Source organism: Chitinophaga pollutisoli (genome assembly GCF_038396755.1).
Lineage (GTDB): Bacteria > Bacteroidota > Bacteroidia > Chitinophagales > Chitinophagaceae > Chitinophaga > Chitinophaga pollutisoli.
The window spans coordinates 5,860,780-5,882,419 of record NZ_CP149822.1 but is presented as its reverse complement, the minus strand read 5'-3'; the positions used below and the strand labels follow the sequence as shown (position 1 = coordinate 5,882,419).

The window sequence follows — 21,640 nt, the reverse complement described above, 5'->3', positions numbered from 1 at the left end:
TGAGCGACTACTATATCCCTACCGCATGGTTATGGTTCCCATCATGGAGTGGCCCGCCATCCAGCAGCTTTTTCTCCGCCACCGCCTTTTCCAGCTCTTTTGCCGCATCCGCGTCGTTCATGCAGGTTTTCACTTCGATCTGGCCTTGCGTCCCGGTTTTGCCATAGCGGATGAGCAGTTTCGCGCCGGAAGCTTTGATTTCCCAGAATTTCTCCTGTTTGCCCTCGCCCGTAAGCAGGCGGGTGGCGCCTTCAGGCACGCCGTTTTCCTTTATGTCGGCTGCGCCATTGGCGGCGGGTTGCTTCCCGAGGCGCTTGAGAATGTCTTCCAGCACCTTTTCCGGCGCTGCCAGCCAGTCCTTCGCGTAAACGGTCATTGTCCGCCAGCCGAATGTTTCCATCACCGCGGGACGCTGATAATATTGTTCGAGCACGTTATCGTGCAGGTACCACGCTTCATCATCCACCTGGATGCCCAGCGCAAAGTGCGCGTCCTGCGGCTTCGATTTCACAGCCAGTGAGCAACGGAACCCGCTCTGGCCCACCTGTTCGGTCACTTCTAGCCCTTCTTTCTCCAAAGCTTCGCGGATTTCCTGCAGCACCACGGTGTCGCCGCTGCGGAAACGGCCCTGCGGGCGGGCGGAAGTCAGCATGTCGAGCACGATACGCGCCTGTTTCATGTTGCCGCTACTCACCTGTTCCGCGTATTGTAGAAATTTCGACAGGAAATTGGCGCCGGGGTTGTAAAGATTCGTAATCTGACCGTGTTTGATGGAGCTGACGATCGCCATGTGCCGCCTGGCGCGGCTGAAGATCACGTTCAGGCGTTTTTCGCCGCCCTTTTTATTGATAGGCCCGAAGTGCATCGACATCTTGCCACGGGCATCCGGCGCATAGCAAACGCTCATGATGATGATATCGCGCTCATCGCCCTGCACGTTTTCCAAATTCTTGACGAACAAGCCGGTAAATTGTCCGTTTTCGGTGCGGGCCTGCGCTTCTTCCAGGAGATCATCGAACGTGGTATCCTGTTCCGCCAGCGCATCCAGCGCCGCATGAATGGCGCCCTGCTGTTCCTGGCTGAACGCCACGATGCCAATACTGTCTTTGGTCCGCTTCAGCAATAACTCCCGCACCAGGTGCGCGATGTAAGTGGCCTCCGCCGTGTTGCCGCGTTTGGCGTACACGCCCTGCGGAAGATGGTGGTAACTGATGCTGCGGTCGAAAAGGGCTTTGATGTTAAACAACGCGTCCGACGGCTGCGCCACGCTGATATGCGGCCGCGGCACGCCGTGCTCGCTGCGATCGGGGATCGTGAGCAGTTCCGCGTCGTAGAACGCGTGGTTGCTGTAACTGATCAGGGTTTCGAAATGACTGCGGTAGTGCCACCCGAGCATGAAGCTGTTCATTTTGCGGGCGCCCTGGGTCAGGAGGCTGTCTGCATCCGCGCTGAGCAACTCATCCTCTGCGGGATCTGCGCCGAGATCGTCGGGGTCACCGGTACGGGCGGAAAAGAAATCCGTGGGCGGCATTTGTTTTTCGTCGCCCACGATGATGGTTTGCGGTGCGCGATACAGCGCCGGCACCCCTTCTTCCAGCGTGATCTGCGAGGCTTCGTCGAAAATCACGGCGTCGAAGAAGGGCTGGTCGAGCGGGAAGGCGTCGCTGACGCTGAGCGGGCTCATGAGCCATACGGGCTTGAGATCCAGCAGCACCCTGCCGCTGGCGCGGGAGCAAAGCTCGCGGATGCTTTTATACCGCATGCTTTTGGAGAACTCGTTTTCGAGGATGCGGCGCCCTTCCATATAGGTCTCATCGGCCTTCTGGCTGCGCTGCACGTTGTCGAGGAACTGGCGGCGGATGTTGGCGCGGATATAGGCGGCGTTGAGCTGTAACAATTCACCATAGCAATGCTTCACCGTGGCTACGGCCTGTTCCAGGTTGTGGGCGCCCGTTTGCGCGAAGGCTTTATTGGAACGGTACAATTGCCGGAGCGATTTACCGGCCATACCGGCTTCCAGCTCTCCGGGCGTCCAGGGAAGGCGGCGGAGCGCGTATTTGAACCCTCCCGGCAGGCTGGTGTAATTACCTAAAACGGGCAGCAATGCTTCGAGGGCGGGCGCGTTGAGACGGATGCCCTCGAGCAGGTCGGCCAGCTCACCGAAAGGCTGTGGGGCAGGATCGGCGAGGGTTTGGGAGAGGATTGATTCCAGTTTGAGCAAAGGTTCCTGCAACGCGGCCAGGGTACGCACGGTTTCGGGCGCCTGCGGGTGATGCAGGAGGTATTGGAGGGATGGCTCGTGCAGTTTCGTCCGCAATCTTTCCACCGCCAGCCAGGTCATCTCCAGCTGGGCGATGCGATAGTCCGATTCGAGCGCCTTCCGGGCACGGGATGCTGTTGCCGCGGCATCGTATTCCTGTTGCAGCTGCTCCAGCAGCGACGCAGCGGAAGGTGCTACGGCGCGCGACGAAAAATCGAATTGTTCCCGCAGCGTCCTGTTCAGCCGGCGCCATTTCCCGGATAAAAACCGCCAGAAGGAACCTTCGTGCCGGCGCGCAATTTCCAACCCCGCCAGAACATCTTCAGGGGATAATTTCTGACGCCATCCCGTGTTCTGCGCAGCGGCTTCAACGGCCGCCTGCTGCAGGGCTTTCACTTCCGCGAAACGGCGCTCGAAGGTAACGGCATCGGGGTGAGAAGGGTCCACCAGGCGGAGGAGCCCCGCACTGGCCAATGGCAGCAGCAAGGTTGCCTGCAAAACGAGCGACTTCAGTTCGTTCAACCGGGCAGCGTGTTCCCGCGCGCTTTCGAGTTGTTCCACGAGCGCGAGGGCGTCGCCTGTTAATTGTTTCAGCGTATGAATAGGTTGCGCGGAAATGAACACGCTTTCATGCACCCGGCTCAGGGGATGGGCGGCAAACACCGGTTCGGCGCCCGTTTCCTCCAGCGCCTGTCCCAATTGCTCTACCACGTTTCCGAACTGCAGCCATTGCAGGTATCCGGGCACCAGTTCTTCCGTTTCCGCATCCGCAGCAGGGATCAACGGTTTGAGTGACAACAGCCTTTCGATGAGCGTGCGAACCGGAACGCCCGCTGAATCGGTTTCGCCGGCGTGCGTGTCGTGGAATTCCTGCAGGAGCAGTAACTGCCGCCGCAGGTTGTGCAACAGCGCGTCGCGGCGGAGGGTGATCGTATGCAAATCAGTGTCCGGCTTGAGCGCGGCTTCATAACTCAGTTTGAGATCCTTGATGAAAGCGCGCTTGTCGGCCTGACTGTCATGAATATACGAAGACAGATCCGCCAGCCCCTGTTGCTGCAGGCGATGGTACACCACGTCGAGCGCGGCGCGCTTCTCGCAAACGAACAGCACTTTCTTCCCCCGCGCTACAAAATCAGCGATCAGGTTCGTGATGGTCTGGCTTTTCCCCGTGCCCGGAGGCCCCTGGATGACGTAGCTTTCTCCCTTCCGCGCCTGCAGGATCGCGCGCGTTTGCGTGGGATCGGCTTGTATGACATGGAACCATTCTTCCGGCAGGGCGGGCAGTTCCATCTCCTCGTCCAATGGCCGGGGATGGTCGCTGAACAGGTGGTCGAACACGCCGTGCCCCTGCCGCTGCTCGATGGCCGCGTTGTAATCACGCACCAGGCTCATCTTTTTATAATTGAAATTCCCCAACACCATCTGGCAGATATCGAACTCCCAGCGGTATGGGTTCGCTTCGGCTTCGGCCCATTCGAACAACTCTTTTTCCGTTACCTCATCGGTTTCGGCGGGCGCATCTTTGGGCTTCGGTACCTCCGCCCCGGCCGTTTTCCTGCGGTATTGCTCCGCCGTTTCGCGGGCTTCCTTGTAAATGAGGCGGATGCGGGGTTTGCGGAGATATTGCAGGACAATGCCGCGGTTGGCGCCCTCTACCTGCCGGCGGATGTGCTCGCAGAACATTTCGGGCGACATCTCCTCCAGGTCCACGCTGTCCGGCAATTCGATCCCGAACAGCTCACGGAGGCGGTTGGCCAGCACCGGGTTGACTTCCGCGTTATTATCCGTCACGGAAAGCACGTATTGGTCGCCCCCCGTTTGTTTCTTCTTTTTCAGCTCCACGGGCAGCAGCAGGAGCGGACTGTGGATGCTTTCCTGCGGATCCTCCGCCAGGTTGTGCCATTTCAGGAATGCCGCCACCAGCTTCAGTTGCGAGAAACCGAACTCCTGCACGTCGCGCTGGGCTTCGAGCCGGATTTTGTTCAGCACGGCAGGCAGGTAGGGATGGTCTTCGAAGCGGAGGTATTTGTTAAGGGGCAAATCGCCCATGGACACCACTTTAGCGGCGATATCGCTGTTCCAGGTGAATAGCAATTCTGGCCGGATACTTTGGTGGTGCAGCACCATGGGCACGCTGCCGAAGGTGAGGTTGGCAAATCGTGCGTTGGGCTTATAAAACAGCAGCCGGTTGCGGCGGCTGGTATCGAAAAGGCGGTTGCGCAGTTTGTGAAGGATGATCTGCTGCTTCTCGCTGCGGTCGTGCGTTACCCAACCCGCTACCTGTGCCAGGTCGGTTTGCTTTTCGGGATCGAAGTCGCGGTAATTTTCCAGCCGGTGGATGGCTTCACGGAGGTCGCGGGTGCGATGGCTGCGGTCCAGCTCGGTCATTTCGGTGATGAGGGTGCCGAGGGCGGGGTGGAGGGGCCGGTGCAGGAGGGGGCGCTCGCGTTGGGCAACCAAGGCCGGCAATGTTTCCGGATCATGCAGATCAAGGCCGTGGGCCAGGCTGGCCAGGACGAGCCCCAGCACGAAAATGTCAGTCTGTTCGTCGTGATGCCCCAGCAGCATTTCGTAGCTGCGGTAACCGGGGATATAGGCGGCATGGCGCAGGGGCTTGCCGGTATCGGTGTGTACGCGGAGCGTTTCGGCGGCCTGGCCTTCGGGGAGCCGCACTTTGTCGATCACCTCGAAGTGGGGGTTATGCCCGTTGAAGAGGGCTTCCACTTTTTCGGGGGCTTCGAGAGGCGGGTGGGCCGCTTCGGCGTGGAGGCGGAGGGTGCGGGCGGTGGCCAGGATAACGGCCTCCTGGTCAAATGGCGCCACTTTTCCATCGTCGTGCAACGCCTGCACGTCGGAGAATAACGGGAGAACGGCCGCTATAACGTCGTCGGTGGTGTATGGTCCATGCTGGAAAGCAGTTTGCAGGAACTGCCGGAATGAGATTATCGTCAATGTAAAAGATTAAAACCCTGGGCCGGGGGTTCGGTTGCCGGCCGGTCAAAATTACCAATTTCCGCTCCCCGCGCAAAGCCCGGAAAGCCTTCATTTTCCGCTTCGCTGCAAAATCTTTCCGCTTCCCTGCATTCCGTTTCACCGGCAGCGGGCGGCTGGATATTTTGCATTGAAAATGAATGTGAAAGGACATTCCAAAGCATATCCGCGCGACATGCGGGCTTCCTATAACGCCCGCACCCGCCTGATTATTGGCAGCTTCTCCCATCATTTCATTTCAATCCATTTAAAAAACATGCTAAATTTCGCCCCTATGTCCAAATTTCTAAAAAAGCACGCCGTTCGTATTGCCATCACCCTCCTCATCATGATCGCCGCATTCTTTATCGGTTTGATGATGTCGCCCAGCTTCAGCGTGATTGTCGCCGCCATTTCCGTACCCGTCGTGCAAATGCTCTGGTTCATGCTTGCCCGCATACACCGGCTGCTCGACCGCCTGCTGCCTTTCGAAAAAAGCGAAGCGGGAAGGATGATCCTTCAGTTACTCGTTGGATTTATTGCAGGCGGTATCGTCACCAGCATCGGCATGCTTGTGTTCCTGCTGCACCTGCCGTTCAGCAACCTCGTGGGAATACCCCTCATGTACTCCCCTTACCTTTCCATTATCATTAATATTGCATTGATCGGTCAGCATTACTTCCAGGCCTGGAAAAACAATGCTGTAAAGGAAGAAAGGATCAAACGGGAAAATTTGCAAATGCAGTTGCAGCATCTTAAAAACCAGATCGATCCCCACTTCCTGTTCAATGCCTTCACATCGCTGGACAGCCTCACGCAAACCAATCCGACGCTGGCTTCCGAATTCATCCGACACCTGTCGAAAATATACCGGCATGCGCTGGAAAATAAAGACAATGGCGTAACTCCGCTGTCGGTTGAGCTGGATATGCTGCGGCACTATACCGCACTCCAGAAAATCCGGTTCGGTGACGCCCTGGCGATCGATATCGATATCAACCCTTCACAGGAAGACAAGGGCGTAGCCGCGCTATCACTCCAGATGCTGATCGACAATGCCATCAAGCACAACGAAATCCATCCCGAACACCCCTTGTACATTCGTGTTTACGAGGAAGACGGATATATCGTGGTGTCGAATAACAAGCAAATCCGCCGGCAGCTTGCCCCTTCGAACAAACAAGGTTTGCTGCAGCTGAAGCAGATGTATAAATTGTTGGGGGAGAAGGAAGTGATTGTGAAAGATGGAGACACCCAATTCACTGTATCCATGCCCATGCTCTAATAACGGAAAGATGAATGTATTGATTTTGGAAGACGAGCCCCTCGTAGCCGCGCACCTCATCCAGCTGGTCCGCGCACTTGAACCGGAATGGGAGATCACCGGCCCGGTGGCCAGCCTCCGCGAAGCGCTGTGGAAGCTCGACCCCATGCCCGACCTCATATTGGCCGACATTCAGTTGTCCGACGGCATCAGCCTCGACCTATTCCCGCACCTGCAACCCGCCATCCCCGTTATTTTCACGACGGCCTACGACCAGTACGCGATCCGGGCTTTCAAAGTCAACAGCATCGATTATCTCCTCAAACCCGTTGACCGGGAAGAGCTGGCTGCCGCATTCCGCAAATACGCGTCTTTGCGGGAGAAGTACGCCAGTCCGCAATACATCCGGGAACTGTTGCGGTTCGTGCATAACCAGCAACAAGCTTCGCGGTATAAAAGCAGTTTTACCGTGCAATCCGGTAAAAACGTGTTTGTATTCCCGTTATCGGAGATCGTGGGGTTTTCCAAAAGTGAGGTGATCCGGCTGCACCATGCCGACGGGCGCAACTGGGTGGCGGATTTCCGTTCGCTCGATGAGATAGAAGAACTGCTCGACCCGCAGCATTGCTATCGCGCCAACCGGCAGTTCATTGCCCATCGCGCGTTCCTCGCGGGTTTCAAAACAGATGAAAGCTCCCGCCTTACGCTGCATTTCAAAGCCGGCAAGGCGCCGGAAGTGACGGTGAGCAAAGACAAAGCCGCCGCTTTCCGCACCTGGTTCGGGTAAATCAATTGGAGAATTGCAGTTCGCTGAGGCCGCGGTACAACCCTTCCGAACGGCGCATCAGCTCTTCGTGGGTGCCGGCCTCGGCCACCTGGCCTTTGTCGAGCACCAGGATCATATCGGCCCGGCGCACGGTGCTCAGGCGGTGGGCGATGACGATGGAGGTTCGGCCTTCCATGAGTTTTTCGAGCGCTTCCTGCACGAGTTTCTCCGATTCGGAATCGAGGGCGGAGGTGGCTTCGTCGAGGATGAGGATGCGGGGGTTCTTCAGCACAGCGCGGGCAATGGCGATGCGCTGGCGCTGCCCCCCGAGAGCTGTACGCCGCGTTCGCCCACGATGGTATCGAGGCCTTCGGGGAACTGGCGGATGAATTCCCAGGCGTTAGCCTGGCGCGCGGCTTCCATGATGGCGGATTCGGTGGCGGAGGGGTCGCCGTAGGCGATGTTTTCGCGGATGGTGCCCCCGAACAGGAACACGTCCTGCGGCACCACGGCCATCTGGGAGCGGAGGAGGGAAAGGTCGTATTCGCGGGTGTCCTGGCCGTCGATGTAGATATGTCCGGCCGCGGGGTCGTAAAAGCGCAGCAGCAGGTTGACGATGGTGGATTTGCCCGCGCCGCTCGGCCCCACGAGGGCCACCTGCCAGCCGGGCTCGGCGTGGAAGCTGACGTCGCTCAGTACGGGTATGTCTTTTCTCGAAGGATATTGGAACCCGACGTGCTGGAAGCGGATTTCGCCGCGGAAGTGCGGCTGGCGGGCGGCGGGAGGGAGGAGCCGGATATCTTCCTCCGGTTCGTCGAGGATTTCCAGCAGGTGCTCAGAAGCGCCGAGCGCACGCTGGACGCGGGTGAAGATCTCCGCCAGGCCGGATATCGATCCGCCGATAAAACCGGAATACAACACGAAGGAAAATAAGCTGCCTACGGGGAAATCCGGCCCGATCATGAGGACGCCCTTCCAGATAACGGCCACCATGGCGCCGAAGAGCCCGAAGATGAGGAACGACACGAACATTCCCTGGTACATGCCCGATTTGATCCCGGTTTTCACGACCTCATTGGTTTTGGCGCGGTAGCGGCCGATTTCGAAGTATTCGTTGGCGAAGGCTTTCACGTTGTAAATACCCTGCAGCGTTTCTTCCACGATCGTATTAGAATCCGCAATCTGCCCCTGCACCTGCTTGCTGAAACGGCGGATGAACTTGCCGAATACCACCGCCAGAATGCAAATGGCCGGGAGGATGGCCAGCATGAACAGCGTCAGCTTCCAGGAAGTATACGCCAGCAGCACGATACCGCCCACGATGGTGAGCACCTGCCGGAGAAACTCCGCCAGCGTGGTGGTGAAAAGATCCTGCAATTGGGAAATATCCGAGGAAATACGGCTGTTCAGCTCCCCGACGCGCCTTTCCGAGAAAAATTTCATGGGCAGGCGGATAAGGTGCGCGTAGGTGGCTTGCCGCAAGGCGGCCACGGTTTTTTCCGTTACGGAAACGAAAATCTGTATACGGAAAAAGGAAAAAATGGATTGAAGGGCGAGAACGGCCACCAGCATCAGCCCGATGCGGTTGATATGAAGGTGCAGCTCCCCGGCCTGGCCTACGTTGATGAGATCGCCCAGCAATTTGGGGAATGCCAGGCTGGTGGCGCTCGATAAAAGAAGCATGACCAGCCCCACAGCGAATTGCCAGCGGTAAGGTTTGGCGTATTGGTATAATCGGGATGCCTTCCGGATGCCTTCAAATGAGAGCTTTGCACGCTTTTGCTGTTCCTCCATACTATGAAATTAACTATTTCCTGATGGTGAAGACGGCCGGGGGCGGCAAATATTGTATGATTATTCAAATTCCCGGAATCCCTTGTGCTGGGCGAGGTCCAGCATTTCCTTGTCGCCGCTGCTGTCGCCATAAGCGTAAATCGCCTGGTAGGGCGTCAGTTTCACGGCCTCCCGGATCCGGCAGACCTTTTCGTCGCCGTTGCAGTTTTTGCCTTCCAGCAACCCGGTAACCCGCCCGTTTTCGACCCGCAGGCGCGATCCCAGCACCGGCACGCCGAGGGTTTCCGCCCAGGGGCGCACCCAGTTTTCTGCGGATGCAGTGACAATATATACGGTATGCCCTTCCGACTGGTGCCAGGCGATGGCATTCACGGCGCGGGGGCGCAACAGGGAGGGTAGGCGATCCCGGCAGAAGGCGTCACATCTATCCTGGAATTCCGCCAAAGGCGTGTTTTTAAAGAAAAACCGCAAAACAATCTCCTTCATCCGCTGGTTGCTGATCATCTTCAGTTTGAACATGACCAGCAGGGGCGACAGCACCGCCATTCCCGCATACAGCGCCACGGCTCCCTTCTGAAACCGGATGATCTCAAAAAGGGTGTCGTTACGGGTAATGGTACCATCGAAATCGAAAAAGGCGATCGCTTGCTTCACAGTTTTTTCTTTTTGAAAATAGGCTCAGGAACGTTTTTGATGATCAACATGATATATTTCCAGAACCATTTGGTATACAACACATTCTTTTTGTTCTCCGCCGCTTTGAAAATATCAGCCGCCACCTGGTCGGGCTGCGCCGTGAGCAAGGGCGGGAGTTTCAGGTGCTGGGTCATCTGCGTGGCCACAAAACCCGGCTCCACCGTCATTACATGCGCGCCGCTATGCCAGAGGCGGTTGCGCAGGCCGGAAAGATACGCCGTGAAACCTGCCTTGGCGCTGCCGTAGAGATAATTGCTCATCCGGCCGCGGTCGCCGGCTACGGAACTGATGCCGATGATCGTCCCTTTGCCGCGGGAAGCCATGTCTTCCGCCACGATATTTAAGATAGAAACCGCGCCGGTAAAGTTAGTATGCAAAATCCGGGACGCTTCCTTCCAGTCGGCCTGCCCTTTTTCCTGGCTGCCCAGGTAACCGAAAACACAGATGACGATATCGGGCGGAGTGGGGAGGGATTGATAGAAAGCGGCGTGGGAATCAAAATCGAGCGCGTCGAAAGCGTGCACGGTAGCCGCGATCCGGTGGCGGATGCGCAGGTCTTGTTCCAGGGACCGCAGCTGGCCGGGGTTACGGGCTGCCAGTTGCAGGGTGTGGCCGGCGGCGGCATAGCGGCGGGCAAGGGCTACGGCCATATCGGATCCGGCGCCCAGAATGAGAACAGTAGGCATATCATTCGGTTGGGCCGGCAAAGGCCCGGGGTATTTTTTAAGCGAATTGAATGTTAAGTCTGTCGGATTGCGCGGAACGGAATTTCCCGTTCGGGTTCCATTCCTTCACGATCTGGTGGAACCGCTGCGCGTTGGGGTAACTGTCCCAGAAAACACTTTCCTTCATCCGCGCGTCTTTCGTCAGGTACAAACGGCCGCCGTATTGCAGCACCAGTGCATCCAGCTCATCGAGGAAGGGGAAAAGCCCGTCCCGCACCGGGAAGTCCAGCGCCAGCGTATATCCTTCCATGGGGAATGAGATGAGATCGTCCTGCGGCCCGAAAGTTTTCAGCACCGCCAGGAAGGAGCCCCAGCCTTTATCGCTGATCTTTTGCAGAATCGCCACCAGCCCGTCTTTCTTATCCATCGGCAATACAAACTGGTACTGCACGAATCCGTCTTTCCCATACCCGCGGTTCCAATGCAGGATGGCGTCGAGCGGATAGAAGAAGGGTTCGTAAGGCACCGTATTCTCGATCACGCGCTTAGTATTCTTGGCATAGTACAGCGCGTTGAAAAGTTTGACGGTGAAGTTGTTCAGCACGAACCCCGGCAGATTGAACGGCAGGGTCAGCTTCATTTTCTTCGGCAGCGTGAGCGGCGCCTGCGCGGCTTTGGCGGGTAGCTGTTCCAGCGTGGCGTGCTCGCCTGTGATGAGGATGCTTCGGCCAAAGGAATCACCCTTTTGCAGGCAATCGATCCAGGCCATGGAGTAGGTGTAATGTTTATGTTCTTCGAACAACTGCAGCACCTCGTCCAGGTTTTTCGCCTTGATCTGCTTTTGCCGGATATACGCCGTTTCGATTTTCTTCAACCGGAAGGTAACGGTGGTGATCACGCCGGTAAGCCCCATCCCGCCGCAGGTGGCCCAGAACAAATCGGGCTCCGTTTCGGGAGAACAGGTTACGGGGCCTTTGCCGGTGAGCACATTCATCGAAATGATATGATTGCTGAAGGAACCTTCGGAATGGTGGTTCTTGCCATGCACGTCGGAAGCTACGGCGCCGCCGATGGTGATGAACTTGGTGCCGGGGGTAACGGGCAGGAACCATCCGCGCGGTACGATGATATCGAGGATCTGGTCGAGCGTGAGGCCCGACTGGCATTCGAAAATCCCCTGCTGCTCGTCGAACTGCAGCGCCTTGTCGTAGCGCAGGGTGGAAATACTATGCTCGCCCAGCGAGGCGTCGCCGTAACAACGGCCATTGCCCCGGGCGATCACGTTATCATGGGCATCCACGTATTGCGCAAGCTGTTCCTCCATGGAGAAGGATACTTCTTCACAATCCAGTACCGGATAATTGCCCCAGTTTGCTATGTTTTTTCGCATTATTCAAAAAAACTTTTATTCGTCGGTAAATAAATGATCACATAAAAGCTTAGAATCCACAGGAGAATGGTTAATTGAATAAAGCGGTCTTTGTATAGGATTTTGGTGGGAGAACCTGTGTCGTTGTCGACATAAGTTATTTGCAAATATCGCAATAATCCGGCAATAACAAAAATGCTGGTATAGTAGAGGCGGTAGGTGTTGAAGTGCGCCATGGTTTCGGGCGCCATGGTATACATGAGGTACGCCACGATGATCACCGCCGAAACGAGCGCCAGGGAGGCGTTCAGGAAGTCAAGGTTATATCCTTTGGACGCTTTCCGGAGATCTTTCCCCGATTCGAGCTTGTGCAGCACATCGTCGCGCCGTTTGGCGAAGGCCATAAACACGGCCAGCAGAAACACCATGATATTCAGCCATTCGGAAATGGCCACATCGCCGGCCACGCCGCCTGCCTTCACGCGCAGCACGAAGCCGGAGGCGAGGATGAGGATGTCGAGGATGGAAATGTTTTTGAGGCCGAAGGAATAGCCGAGGTTCAGCAGGAAGTAAATGCCCAGCACGAACATGAACTTGTAGCTGATGAAGTAGGCCAGCCCGAACCCGAGGAGCACCGTGAGCACGAAAACGGCCAGCCCCGCCGAAGGCGATACGGCGCCGGAGGCGAGGGGACGGCTCTTTTTCTTCGGGTGCGCCCTGTCGGCCTCGATATCCATATAGTCGTTAATGACATAGATACTGCTGGCAACGAGGGAAAAACAAACGAAGGCCAGGCCCAGTATCTTGAGCTTTTCCATTTGAAATATCTCACCTGCAAAGAAGAGGGGGATAAAAAGGAAGAGGTTTTTGGCCCAGTGTTTCGGACGCAGTAGTTTTAAGTATTGCACGGGGATAGACAATTAAGGCGCAAAATACAATGTTTATCAGGAATTGTGCTACCTTTGGCACCTTAAATTTGTATTCCGCAAATATTACCTTTACCCAGAAATACTTCCCCAACATGTCCAATCCCTTCCTGACCCCGCGCCGGGCAATGGTTTTAGAATGTTTACTGATTGTTGGACTGGCACTAGTTCCGCTTTTCGCCACATTTCCATACCGTGTCAATATTTTCCTTTCCTGGGAAGGGGCGTACCGTTTGTCGGAAGGGCAGGTGCCTTATAAAGACTTCGGATTGCCGTTGGGATATGGGTATTGGCTCGTTCCGGCCATGTTTTTCAAGTTGTTCGGGCCGCAGCTGATCTCGCTGGTGAAGGCGCAGATTTTCCTCAACATCGTGGGCGGGCTCAGTTTCCGGTACATCCTGCAGCAGATGCGTGTGGCCCCGGGCGTGAGGTTGCTGTCGGTACTGGTGTTCGTTTTATCTTATTCTTTCGTGAATTTCTGGCCCTGGTACAATAATACCGTGATCATTTACCAGCTTGTGGGGCTGGCGTTCCTGTTCCGCGGGCTTGGAGAGGGCCGCTGGAAGTGGCCCGCGCTCTTTTTCGCGGGGGCTTTCACGTTCCTCAGCTTCTTCACGAAGCAGGACGGCGGCGGACTGGCCCTACTGCTTGCCCTGGCGATCCTGGGATATCATAGCCTCAACGCCCGCCGCTGGCAGGAGCTGGCCGGGTTTATGGGCAGTTACCTGCTGGTAGCCTGCCTTTTCATCGTTCCCGCGGCGCAATATGGTTTCGGATACTGGTTCAACCACGGGCAGCCGCCGCATTCGTCGCGGCTATCGCTCATGGATATCTTCGACGTACTGCTGATAGAATCCCAATGGCTGAAATTCTATTTCGCCATCATCGTGATCCTCATGCTGCCCGAGCTGAAAAAGCCCCGCGAATTGTGGAACAACCGCGGCCTTATGCTGTTCCTGCTGCTGACGATCGGCATCCTCACCGAAGCCGCGCTGTTCCAGGTTACCAGCTACACGCCGCCGGATAACAACATCTTCTTCCACGCGTTCGCCATCGCGTTCATTCTCACCCGCATCTGCAGCCTCACCGCCATCCGGCTCGAAAACCTCAAACCGTTTATCGTTGCCGCCGCGGCGGTATTGCTCTGGTGGTCGGCTTCCTATTACAAATACATCGCCCGCATCCTGTCGCACCTGAACCCGCCGGCTACGGCCGCCGTAGTTCCCGGCGCGGAAAACGTCGTGAACCGGCATAACTTCATGGTGAACCTGGATACAACTGACGTCCCTACCAGCGAGTGGACCTTCTCTTCCCTCCCCGAATTCCACAAAGTGTACATGCCGCCCTCCACCGTAGCGGGGATCGACCGGATCATGGCCCTGCCGGAAGTGAAGAAAGGGAAAAACGCCAAAGTGCTCAACCTTACCGAGCTCACCCCGCTCGACCACGCCATTGGCTATACGCAGGAAACAGGCATGGATATCCCGATGTGGCACCACCTGGGCGTGGGGATGTTCAACCGGCAGCTCGCGGCGTATACCGAAAAAATCCGCTCCAAACACTACGACCTGGTCTTATATGAATACGCGCCCACGCTCAACAACTTCTTTCCCTGGGCGTTGCGCGAAGAGCTGAAACGCAATTACCGCCAGATCGACTCGTTCCATGCGCCGCGCCGGCCCACGAACGCGTATATCGAGGTATTTGTAAGGTGATCCGGGAAGCGTAGCTTTGCACCCGGCACCGCCGGAAAAGAAAAACCATGCAACAACAACGTTCCAGGATGTTCCTGGCATTAGGGCTCGTATACATCCTCTGGGGCTCCACCTACCTGGGTGTGAAAATCGCCACGGAAGTACTTCCGCCATTTTTGTTATCCGTCCTCCGCTTCATACTGGCCGGCAGCCTCATGCTCGGGATCGGGTATGCGGTGGAAAAGCACCGGCCCAGCCGCGAAGAGTTGAAAAACGCTTCCATCCTGGGCATACTCCTGATCGGGATCGGAAACAGTACGGTCGCTTTCGCCCTGGTGTACATGCCCTCAAGCCTCGTGGCGCTGTTCATCGCGGCATTGCCCGCGTGGTTTATCGGGCTCGACTGGCTGTTTTTCAGTAAAAAAAGGCCATCCACCCTGACATTATGGGGCCTGGTTATGGGGTTCGCCGGGCTTTTCTGCATTTTCGATCCTTTTTACCTCATGCACCCCGACAACGTGGTACGCACTTATCCGCTGTGGCCCGTAGCGGTTTTGACGGCAGGCTCCATCTCCTGGGCGCTGGGCTCGCTGCTGAGCCCGCGGCTGGAAACGCCGCCCCAGCTCACTTCATCCGCCATTCAAATGCTGTCGGGCATCGTGGTGACGGCGCTGATGAGCGTAATCCTGGAACAGGGCGACTGGCATAAAGTGGGGGAGATGACGACCCGCACCTGGCTGGCCATCGGCTACCTGGTGGTCTTCGGCTCGCTGGTGGGCTATACGGCCTTCAGCTGGCTGGTAAACAACGCCCCGCCGCAGGTTTCGGCGACGTATGCCTATGTAAACCCGGTGGTGGCGGTGATCCTGGGCTGGGTGTTCCTCAAAGAAACACTTGCCCCGCATGCCATCCTGGGATCGGCGGTCGTTATTGCGGGGGTGATCCTGATGACATTAAGGAAGAAGTAATTATTTGGCCAGCTCCACTTCGAACTGGATCACGTCCGCATGGGCGAGGAGCGTGTCGTTCACGGCTTTGAGCCGGGCGGAAGTGCCCATCAGCTCGTATTTCCCTTCATAAATGATCCGGCCGGCCTCGTCGGTGGATTTGGTGGTGGAGATGCCGAGCGATTTGAGGTGGTGGGCGTGGAAGAGCGCGTCGAGCGCTTCCGGGCTGAGTTTTCTTTCCCAATACTGGATCGCGTAGTATTTTCTTTCCCTTTCCTTCATGATGATGCGCTCAAAATAGGAGAAACCCCAGAGCGTAAACAGCGTAAAAAACACGGCGAACGCCGCCAGGTCGTATTTCCCGACGCCAACGGCCATCCCGATGGCGGCGGAGATCCAGATCACCGCGGCGGTGGTGATGCCGTCTATCGTAAACCCGCCCCTGAATATCACGCCCGCGCCGATAAAGCCGACGCCCGTCAGGATGTTGGAAGCGATGCGGTCGCCCGATACCATCCCGCCGAAATGGATGCTGAGGATGGAAAACAGGGCCGAGCTCATGCAGATGAGCGTGATGGTGCGGACGCCGGCGGCTTTACGCTGGATTTCCCTTTCCAGCCCCAGCAGGAAACCGGCCAGCATGGCCACGGCCAGTTTGATGATCATTGCGTATTCGATATGAAATCCTGTCATTTTCAACAAGTTTTGGGAACGGGTAGATGGTTGACGGCCATGAGACGGTCGAGCCGCAGCTCCCTGCCTGCCTCCGTCAGCAAAAATTCTGCCTTATTCCGGACATAGAGGTCGCGGATTACGGCTGTTTCGGTCTGCGGCTGGCCGTCGCTTCCCAGGAACTCCAGCAGCACGGGTTCCCGGAGGGTGGCCCAGGCTTCGAGGCGGTCGTAATAGTTGCAATCGATCGGTTGATAAACGGAATTTTGGCTGTCCATAAAAAATGCTTTGATTTTTTAATCCCGACTGGCCTATTTTTGCAGCACTTTCAAACAGGTAATCTATTAAAATATTCCGGAATGTTAGAATCTGCATTTAAGTTTCCGAACCAGACGGCCTTCTACAAAGGTAAGGTACGCGACGTGTATACCATCGAAGACAAATGGATGGTGATGTTTGTGAGCGACCGTATTTCGGCGTTCGACGTGGTGCTGCCCCGCCCGATCCCTTATAAAGGGCAGGTGCTGAACCAGATCGCGGCCATTATGCTCGACGCTACGAAAGACATCGTTCCCAACTGGGTGAAATCCGTCCCCCTGCCCAACGCTACCGTGGGCCTGAAGTGCGAGACCTTCCCCGTGGAAATGGTCGTGCGCGGCAACCTGACCGGCCATGCCTGGCGTACTTACAAAAGCGGCAAGCGCGAGCTGTGCGGCGTAACGATGCCCGACGGTCTGAAGGAGAACGATTTCTTCGCTTCCCCTATCATCACCCCCACCACCAAAGCCCATGAAGGCCACGACGAAGATATTTCCCGCGAGGAAATCATCGCCCAGGGCCTGGTGAGCAGGGAAGACTACGAGAAACTGGAGCAATACACGCTCGCCCTGTTCCAACGCGGGCGCGAGCTGGCTGCCAAACGCGGTCTCATCCTGGTAGACACCAAGTATGAATTCGGCAAAATCGGCGACACCATTTACCTGATCGACGAAATCCACACCCCGGACTCTTCCCGTTTCTTCTACGCCGAAGGCTACGAAGAGAAGCAGAAAGCCGGCGAGCAGCAAAAGCAGCTCAGCAAGGAGTTTGTACGCGAATGGCTGATGGAAAACGGTTTCCAGGGCAAAGAAGGCCAGCAGGTGCCGGAAATGACCGACGCATTCGTCAACAGCGTAACCGAGCGTTACATCGAGCTGTTCGAAAACATTACCGGCCAGCAATTCAAGAAAGAAGACGTCAGCAAGGAAGACCAGGAGAAGATCATTCTCGACACGCTTTCCAAACTGGGTTAATACAAAAAGGAGCAACGCAAGTTGCTCCTTTTTCTTTTCGGCTGCCCTAGACTGCCTGCAGGTGGGCGATTGCTCCGGCAGCGGCAAAATCAACCGCAATTGCTACATTTGTATAGCTTTATGAAACACCTCGCAGCTTTAAACAAGTACTTCGTCAAGTATAAATGGCGCTTCCTGCTCGGGATGCTCTTCACGTCGGTTTCCATCGTATTCAGCGTTTTCCAGCCCATCCTGGTCCGCCAGATCTTCGACCTGCTGGAGCAAAACCTGAAAAGCTACCGCATGCTGAGCGACACGAGCCTGAAAGGCGCCTTCCGCGCAGTTTTCAGCCAAACGCTCATGTTCTACGGCCTGTCCATCCTCGGCCTGGCCCTGCTCAGCGGCTTTTTCATGTACCTGCAAAGGCAAACGCTCATCGTCATGAGCCGGTATATCGAATACGACCTGAAGAACGAGATCTACCAGCAATACCAGCGCATGGATCTCCAGTTCTTCAAGCTTAACCGCACCGGCGACCTCATGAGCCGGATCACCGAAGACGTGAGCAGGGTCCGCATGTACGTGGGGCCGGCGCTCATGTACGCCACGCGCACGCTCATCATGATGATAATGATCATCTGGCTCATGTGGGCCGTGAACCCCATGCTCACGCTCTACACCCTCAGCCCGCTGCCCATCCTGGCGATAACGATCTACTTCGTCAACCGTATCATCCATAAGAAAAGCGAGCGCATCCAGGCGCAGTTGTCCAACATCACATCCGTGGCGCAGGAGAATTATTCCGGCATTCGCGTGATTAAATCGTATGTGCAGGAAGACGCGTCGGCGGGGCATTTCGAGGAAGCCAGCGAGGCTTACAAGCAGAGCAGCATCAGCCTCGCCAAAACCGACGCGCTGTACCAGCCGGCCATGGCGCTCATGATCGGGCTGAGCGTGATACTGACGATTTTCATCGGCGGCATGCAGGTGATCAAGGGGAATATTACAGTCGGCAACCTCGCGGAGTTCGTTTTGTACGTGAACATGCTGACGTTCCCGTTCTTCAGCATCGGCTGGGTGGCATCGATGATACAGCGGGCGGCTGCATCGCAGCAGCGGATCAATGAATTCCTGCTCCTCGAACCGCAGATCAAAGATGCGCCGGCGGCGCAAAACGATGTAACGCTCAAAGGGGAGATCCGCTTCTCCGGCGTGAATTTCACCTATCCGCATACGGGGATAACGGCGCTGAAGGATTTCAACCTGCATATCCGGCCCGGCGAAAAGATCGCGGTGATCGGCCGCACAGGATCGGGCAAAACCACCATGGCGCAGCTGTTGCTGCGGATGTACGATCCGCAGGAAGGCGCCATCCTGGTAGATGGGCACGACGTCCGCCAGCTGACGCTGCACAACCTCCGCGACCAGATCTCCTACGTACCGCAGGACGTGTTCCTGTTTTCCGATACCATCGCGGGCAATATCCGTTTCGGCGAGCCCGGCGCCAACGACGACGCCGTGCAGCAGGCAGCCCGCCAGGCCTCCGTGGAAAAGGACATCCTGGGTTTCCCCGAGGGGTTCCAGACGGTGGTGGGGGAGCGGGGCGTAACCCTCAGCGGCGGCCAGAAACAGCGCGTTTCGATCGCCAGGGCGCTGATCCGCAAGCCCAACATCCTGCTGTTCGATGATTGCCTGTCGGCCGTGGACGCGCGGACAGAAAAAGAAATCATCGGGAATCTGTATGCATACCTGAAAGACAAGACCGCCATCATCATCACGCACCGCATTTTTTCGCTGTTCACATTCGATAAAATCATCGTGCTCGACGAAGGGAGGATCGCGGAATCGGGGACCCATGAAGAATTAATGGCGAAAAACGGCTATTACGCAGAGCTTTACGCCCGCCAGCAGACAGGAGAAGAAGAGCGTGTAAGTGAATAATTTTCACATAGTTGTAAATAGCTGTAATGCCCTCCTGCGCGGAATATAAGATGATTTTTGAAAATCATTTAAAAATATTTTGATATTTGTAAAACAATAGTATATTTGTTGATTATTGATCACTCAAACAGGATTTGATTCGTTAACACTTAAATCTATCAACTGTGGCGTACGAAAACAACAATCAACAGGAAAGAAACAACGACAGCATCTTTTCCAAGCGATTGAAAGCGGGCAAAAGGAGAACTTATTTCTTTGATGTAAAAACGACGCGTGGCAACGATTACTTTCTCACTATCACGGAAAGTAAAAAACGTTTCAACGACAACGGTTACGACAGGCATAAAGTATTCCTGTACAAAGAAGACTTCAACAAGTTCCTCAATGCCCTGACGGAAACCATCAACTACGTAAAAACCGAGTTGATGCCCGACTTCGATTTTGATGCATATAACCACGACTACTCCGACGCTCGTGAAGACGAACAGGACAGCGACGCAAACGATGCCGTAGCCGCCGTTCGTTCCGAAGTAGCCGCGGCAGCTGCCGAAGCAGCCGAAGCACCGGCCCCGTCTTCCGAAGACGTAGACAAATGGTAATTTCTTTTTCTTTTCTCCCTGTCAACGATAAAGAATTTAAAAACCTCCGCAGTGCGGAGGTTTTTTTATGCCCGTAACGCCCGTTCCCCGCTATTTCCCGGCATAAAAGAAAAGCCGCCGGCAATGATACCGGCGGCCATTCGAAAGTCGATAAAAGCGGTTTATTTGCGCATTTCCTTGAAAGCATTGATGAGCCCGTTGGTGGAAGCGTCGTGGGAAGAGATTTCCTCGTTTCCGCCCAGTTCGGGGAGGATTTGATTGGCCAGTTGCTTGCCCAGTTCCACGCCCCACTGATCGAACGAGTAAATGTTCCAGATCACGCCCTGCACGAAGATTTTATGCTCATACAGCGCCGTCAGCATCCCCAGCGTGCGCGGGGTGATTTTTTTGACGAGGAAAGAATTCGTAGGCCGGTTGCCCGTGAATACCTTGAAAGGCACCAGGCTTTCGGGCGTGCCTTCCGCACGTACTTCTTCCTCGGTCTTGCCATTCATGAGCGCCTCCGTTTGTGCGAAGAAGTTAGAGAGCAGTTTGTTGTGGTGATCGCCCACAGGGTTGTGGCTGATGGCCGGTGCGATGAAATCGCAGGGGATCAGCTTCGTTCCCTGGTGGATCAGCTGGTAAAACGCATGCTGACCATTGGTACCGGGCTCACCCCATACGATGGGGCCCGTTTGCCACTCCACCGACTGCCCGTTGCGGGCCACACATTTGCCATTGCTTTCCATATTCCCCTGCTGGAAATATGCAGCGAAACGGTGCATGTACTGGTCGTAGGGGAGTATGGCTTCCGACGCCGTATCGAAGAAGTTGCCGTACCACAGGCCCAGGAGCGCCATGATCATGGGAATATTCTCTTCCGCCGGTGCGTTTCTGAAGTGCTCGTCCGCCGCATGCGCGCCGCCCAGCAGCTCGCGGAAATTGCCGTAACCCACTGTCAGCGCGATCGACAAGCCGATGGCGGACCACAGGGAATAACGGCCCCCCACCCAATCCCAGAATGCGAACATGTTCTTCGGATCGATGCCGAAAGCGGTCACGGCTTTCTCGTTGGTCGACAGCGCCGCGAAGTGCAGCGCGATATCATGTTCAGAACCACCGTTGGCCAGGAACCACGCGCGCGCGGTATGCGCGTTGGTCATGGTTTCCTGCGTGGTGAAAGTTTTGGACGCGATGAGGAACAGCGTTTCGTCGGCGGTCACCTTTTTGAGGGTTTCCACGATGTGGGTACCGTCTACATTCGACACGAAGTAAGGCTGGATGCCTTCCACCCAGTAGGGTTTCAGGCCTTCCGTCACCATCACGGGGCCGAGGTCGGAGCCGCCGATGCCGATGTTGACGATGTATTTGATTTTCTTGCCGGAAAAGCCTTTCCAGGCGCCGGAATGGATGCGGTTGCAGCAATCTTCCATTTGCGCGAGCACCGCGTTCACTTCGGGCATCACGTCTTTACCGTCGAGCAGCACGGGTGTGCCGGAAAGGTTGCGGAGCGCGGTGTGGAGCACGGCGCGGCCTTCGGTGGCGTTGATCTTTTCGCCGGCGAACATGGCTTTGCGGGCTTCCTCCACCTGGCATTCGCGGGCGAGGTCCTGCAGCAGCTGCATCGTGCCCTCGGTTATGATGTTTTTGGAATAGTCGAACAGGATATCGTCCAGCCGCAGGGAGAACTTCCGGAAACGGTCGGGGTCTTCGGCGAAGAGGTCGCGCAACTGGGTGATGCCCATCATTCCTGCGTGGGCGAGTAGGTCTTGCCAGGCTTCAGTAGCGTCGGGCTGTACGGATGGAAACATGATAAGGGCTTTAAAT

The 21,640-nt window shown here is 56.2% G+C and carries 17 protein-coding genes and 1 pseudogene; 7 read left to right on the top strand and 11 right to left on the bottom strand.

Features of this window, described 5'->3' with window-relative positions; all coding sequences use genetic code 11:
* Window positions 1-10 precede the first annotated feature (10 nt).
* Together WJU16_RS25055 and WJU16_RS25050 are read right to left on the bottom strand one after the other, a co-directional pair.
* Window positions 11-5,212: an AAA domain-containing protein gene (locus tag WJU16_RS25055; protein ID WP_341836091.1), complete on the bottom strand. Its 5,202-nt coding sequence runs from the start codon at window positions 5,210-5,212 to the stop codon at window positions 11-13.
* Window positions 5,209-5,382 (bottom strand): hypothetical protein, encoded by a 174-nt coding sequence (locus WJU16_RS25050; RefSeq protein WP_341836090.1) that lies wholly within the window; start codon window positions 5,380-5,382, stop codon window positions 5,209-5,211. Before WJU16_RS25050 ends, WJU16_RS25055 begins: the two co-directional genes overlap by 4 nt.
* A gap of 143 nt (window positions 5,383-5,525) precedes the next feature.
* Here WJU16_RS25050 and WJU16_RS25045 point away from each other — a divergent pair, with 143 nt between their 5' ends.
* On the top strand, window positions 5,526-6,515 hold the full coding sequence (locus WJU16_RS25045; protein WP_341836089.1) for a histidine kinase: 990 nt from the start codon (window positions 5,526-5,528) through the stop codon (window positions 6,513-6,515).
* A gap of 10 nt (window positions 6,516-6,525) precedes the next feature.
* Window positions 6,526-7,281, top strand: a complete 756-nt coding sequence (locus WJU16_RS25040) for a LytTR family DNA-binding domain-containing protein (protein WP_341836088.1) — start codon at window positions 6,526-6,528, stop codon at window positions 7,279-7,281.
* A gap of 1 nt (window position 7,282) precedes the next feature.
* On the opposite strand, the gene WJU16_RS25035 is transcribed toward WJU16_RS25040, so the two are convergent.
* The 6 genes and pseudogenes from WJU16_RS25035 to WJU16_RS25010 form a co-directional block, all read right to left on the bottom strand.
* Window positions 7,283-7,552: a hypothetical protein gene (locus tag WJU16_RS25035; protein WP_341838694.1), complete on the bottom strand. Its 270-nt coding sequence runs from the start codon at window positions 7,550-7,552 to the stop codon at window positions 7,283-7,285.
* Between the two features lie 15 nt (window positions 7,553-7,567).
* Window positions 7,568-8,943, bottom strand: a pseudogene (locus tag WJU16_RS25030) (ABC transporter ATP-binding protein); the annotation flags it as partial.
* A gap of 171 nt (window positions 8,944-9,114) precedes the next feature.
* A complete protein-coding gene (locus tag WJU16_RS25025) occupies window positions 9,115-9,708 on the bottom strand; it encodes an HAD family hydrolase (protein WP_341836087.1) in 594 nt (197 codons plus the stop codon).
* Window positions 9,705-10,436 carry an SDR family oxidoreductase gene (locus WJU16_RS25020; RefSeq protein WP_341836086.1) on the bottom strand — a complete coding sequence of 244 codons (732 nt, stop codon included), beginning with the start codon at window positions 10,434-10,436 and terminating at the stop codon, window positions 9,705-9,707. Before WJU16_RS25020 ends, WJU16_RS25025 begins: the two co-directional genes overlap by 4 nt.
* A 37-nt stretch (window positions 10,437-10,473) precedes the next feature.
* Window positions 10,474-11,805, bottom strand: a complete 1,332-nt coding sequence (locus WJU16_RS25015; RefSeq protein ID WP_341836085.1) for an FAD-binding oxidoreductase — start codon at window positions 11,803-11,805, stop codon at window positions 10,474-10,476.
* The gene (locus WJU16_RS25010; protein ID WP_341836084.1) at window positions 11,805-12,692 is read right to left on the bottom strand and encodes a decaprenyl-phosphate phosphoribosyltransferase; all 888 of its coding nucleotides are present in this window, start codon (window positions 12,690-12,692) and stop codon (window positions 11,805-11,807) included. The genes WJU16_RS25015 and WJU16_RS25010 overlap by 1 nt, the downstream gene beginning before the upstream one ends.
* 113 nt (window positions 12,693-12,805) lie before the next feature.
* On the opposite strand from WJU16_RS25010, the gene WJU16_RS25005 reads away from it, so the two are divergent.
* Complete coding sequence (locus WJU16_RS25005) at window positions 12,806-14,425, top strand: hypothetical protein (RefSeq protein ID WP_341836083.1); 1,620 nt, start codon at window positions 12,806-12,808, stop codon at window positions 14,423-14,425.
* A gap of 47 nt (window positions 14,426-14,472) precedes the next feature.
* Window positions 14,473-15,372, top strand: coding sequence for an EamA family transporter (locus WJU16_RS25000; RefSeq protein WP_341836082.1), 900 nt, complete (start codon window positions 14,473-14,475; stop codon window positions 15,370-15,372).
* Here WJU16_RS25000 and WJU16_RS24995 read toward each other — a convergent pair whose 3' ends face one another.
* A complete protein-coding gene (locus WJU16_RS24995) occupies window positions 15,373-16,044 on the bottom strand; it encodes an MgtC/SapB family protein (RefSeq protein WP_341836081.1) in 672 nt (223 codons plus the stop codon).
* A 2-nt stretch (window positions 16,045-16,046) separates the two neighbouring features.
* Window positions 16,047-16,301: a hypothetical protein gene (locus tag WJU16_RS24990; RefSeq protein ID WP_341836080.1), complete on the bottom strand. Its 255-nt coding sequence runs from the start codon at window positions 16,299-16,301 to the stop codon at window positions 16,047-16,049.
* Between the two features lie 81 nt (window positions 16,302-16,382).
* Between WJU16_RS24990 and WJU16_RS24985 the strand changes: the two genes are divergently transcribed.
* The 3 genes from WJU16_RS24985 to WJU16_RS24975 all read left to right on the top strand — a co-directional run bounded on the left by WJU16_RS24985 (window position 16,383) and on the right by WJU16_RS24975 (window position 19,834).
* Window positions 16,383-17,315 (top strand): phosphoribosylaminoimidazolesuccinocarboxamide synthase, encoded by a 933-nt coding sequence (locus tag WJU16_RS24985; protein ID WP_341836079.1) that lies wholly within the window; start codon window positions 16,383-16,385, stop codon window positions 17,313-17,315.
* A 120-nt stretch (window positions 17,316-17,435) separates the two neighbouring features.
* Window positions 17,436-19,235 carry an ABC transporter ATP-binding protein gene (locus WJU16_RS24980; RefSeq protein WP_341836078.1) on the top strand — a complete coding sequence of 600 codons (1,800 nt, stop codon included), beginning with the start codon at window positions 17,436-17,438 and terminating at the stop codon, window positions 19,233-19,235.
* A 164-nt stretch (window positions 19,236-19,399) separates the two neighbouring features.
* Window positions 19,400-19,834 carry a DUF3276 family protein gene (locus WJU16_RS24975; RefSeq protein ID WP_341836077.1) on the top strand — a complete coding sequence of 145 codons (435 nt, stop codon included), beginning with the start codon at window positions 19,400-19,402 and terminating at the stop codon, window positions 19,832-19,834.
* 161 nt (window positions 19,835-19,995) lie between these two features.
* On the opposite strand, the gene pgi is transcribed toward WJU16_RS24975, so the two are convergent.
* The gene (gene pgi / locus WJU16_RS24970; protein ID WP_341836076.1) at window positions 19,996-21,624 is read right to left on the bottom strand and encodes a glucose-6-phosphate isomerase; all 1,629 of its coding nucleotides are present in this window, start codon (window positions 21,622-21,624) and stop codon (window positions 19,996-19,998) included.
* Between the last annotated feature and the right edge of the window lie 16 nt (window positions 21,625-21,640).

Excerpts from the sequence above, each read along its gene's own strand:
- WJU16_RS25000 (WP_341836082.1), top strand. The coding sequence starts at position 14,473 with ATGCAACAACAACGTTCCAGGATGTTCCTGGCATTAGGGCTCGTATAC.
- WJU16_RS24990 (WP_341836080.1), bottom strand. The coding sequence starts at position 16,301 with ATGGACAGCCAAAATTCCGTTTATCAACCGATCGATTGCAACTATTAC.
- WJU16_RS25015 (WP_341836085.1), bottom strand. The coding sequence starts at position 11,805 with ATGCGAAAAAACATAGCAAACTGGGGCAATTATCCGGTACTGGATTGT.
- pgi (WP_341836076.1), bottom strand. The coding sequence starts at position 21,624 with ATGTTTCCATCCGTACAGCCCGACGCTACTGAAGCCTGGCAAGACCTA.
- WJU16_RS24985 (WP_341836079.1), top strand. The coding sequence starts at position 16,383 with ATGTTAGAATCTGCATTTAAGTTTCCGAACCAGACGGCCTTCTACAAA.
- WJU16_RS25040 (WP_341836088.1), top strand. The coding sequence starts at position 6,526 with ATGAATGTATTGATTTTGGAAGACGAGCCCCTCGTAGCCGCGCACCTC.
- WJU16_RS25005 (WP_341836083.1), top strand. The coding sequence starts at position 12,806 with ATGTCCAATCCCTTCCTGACCCCGCGCCGGGCAATGGTTTTAGAATGT.
- WJU16_RS24980 (WP_341836078.1), top strand. The coding sequence starts at position 17,436 with ATGAAACACCTCGCAGCTTTAAACAAGTACTTCGTCAAGTATAAATGG.
- WJU16_RS25020 (WP_341836086.1), bottom strand. The coding sequence starts at position 10,436 with ATGCCTACTGTTCTCATTCTGGGCGCCGGATCCGATATGGCCGTAGCC.
- WJU16_RS25050 (WP_341836090.1), bottom strand. The coding sequence starts at position 5,382 with ATGCAAAATATCCAGCCGCCCGCTGCCGGTGAAACGGAATGCAGGGAA.
- WJU16_RS25045 (WP_341836089.1), top strand. The coding sequence starts at position 5,526 with ATGTCCAAATTTCTAAAAAAGCACGCCGTTCGTATTGCCATCACCCTC.
- WJU16_RS24995 (WP_341836081.1), bottom strand. The coding sequence starts at position 16,044 with ATGACAGGATTTCATATCGAATACGCAATGATCATCAAACTGGCCGTG.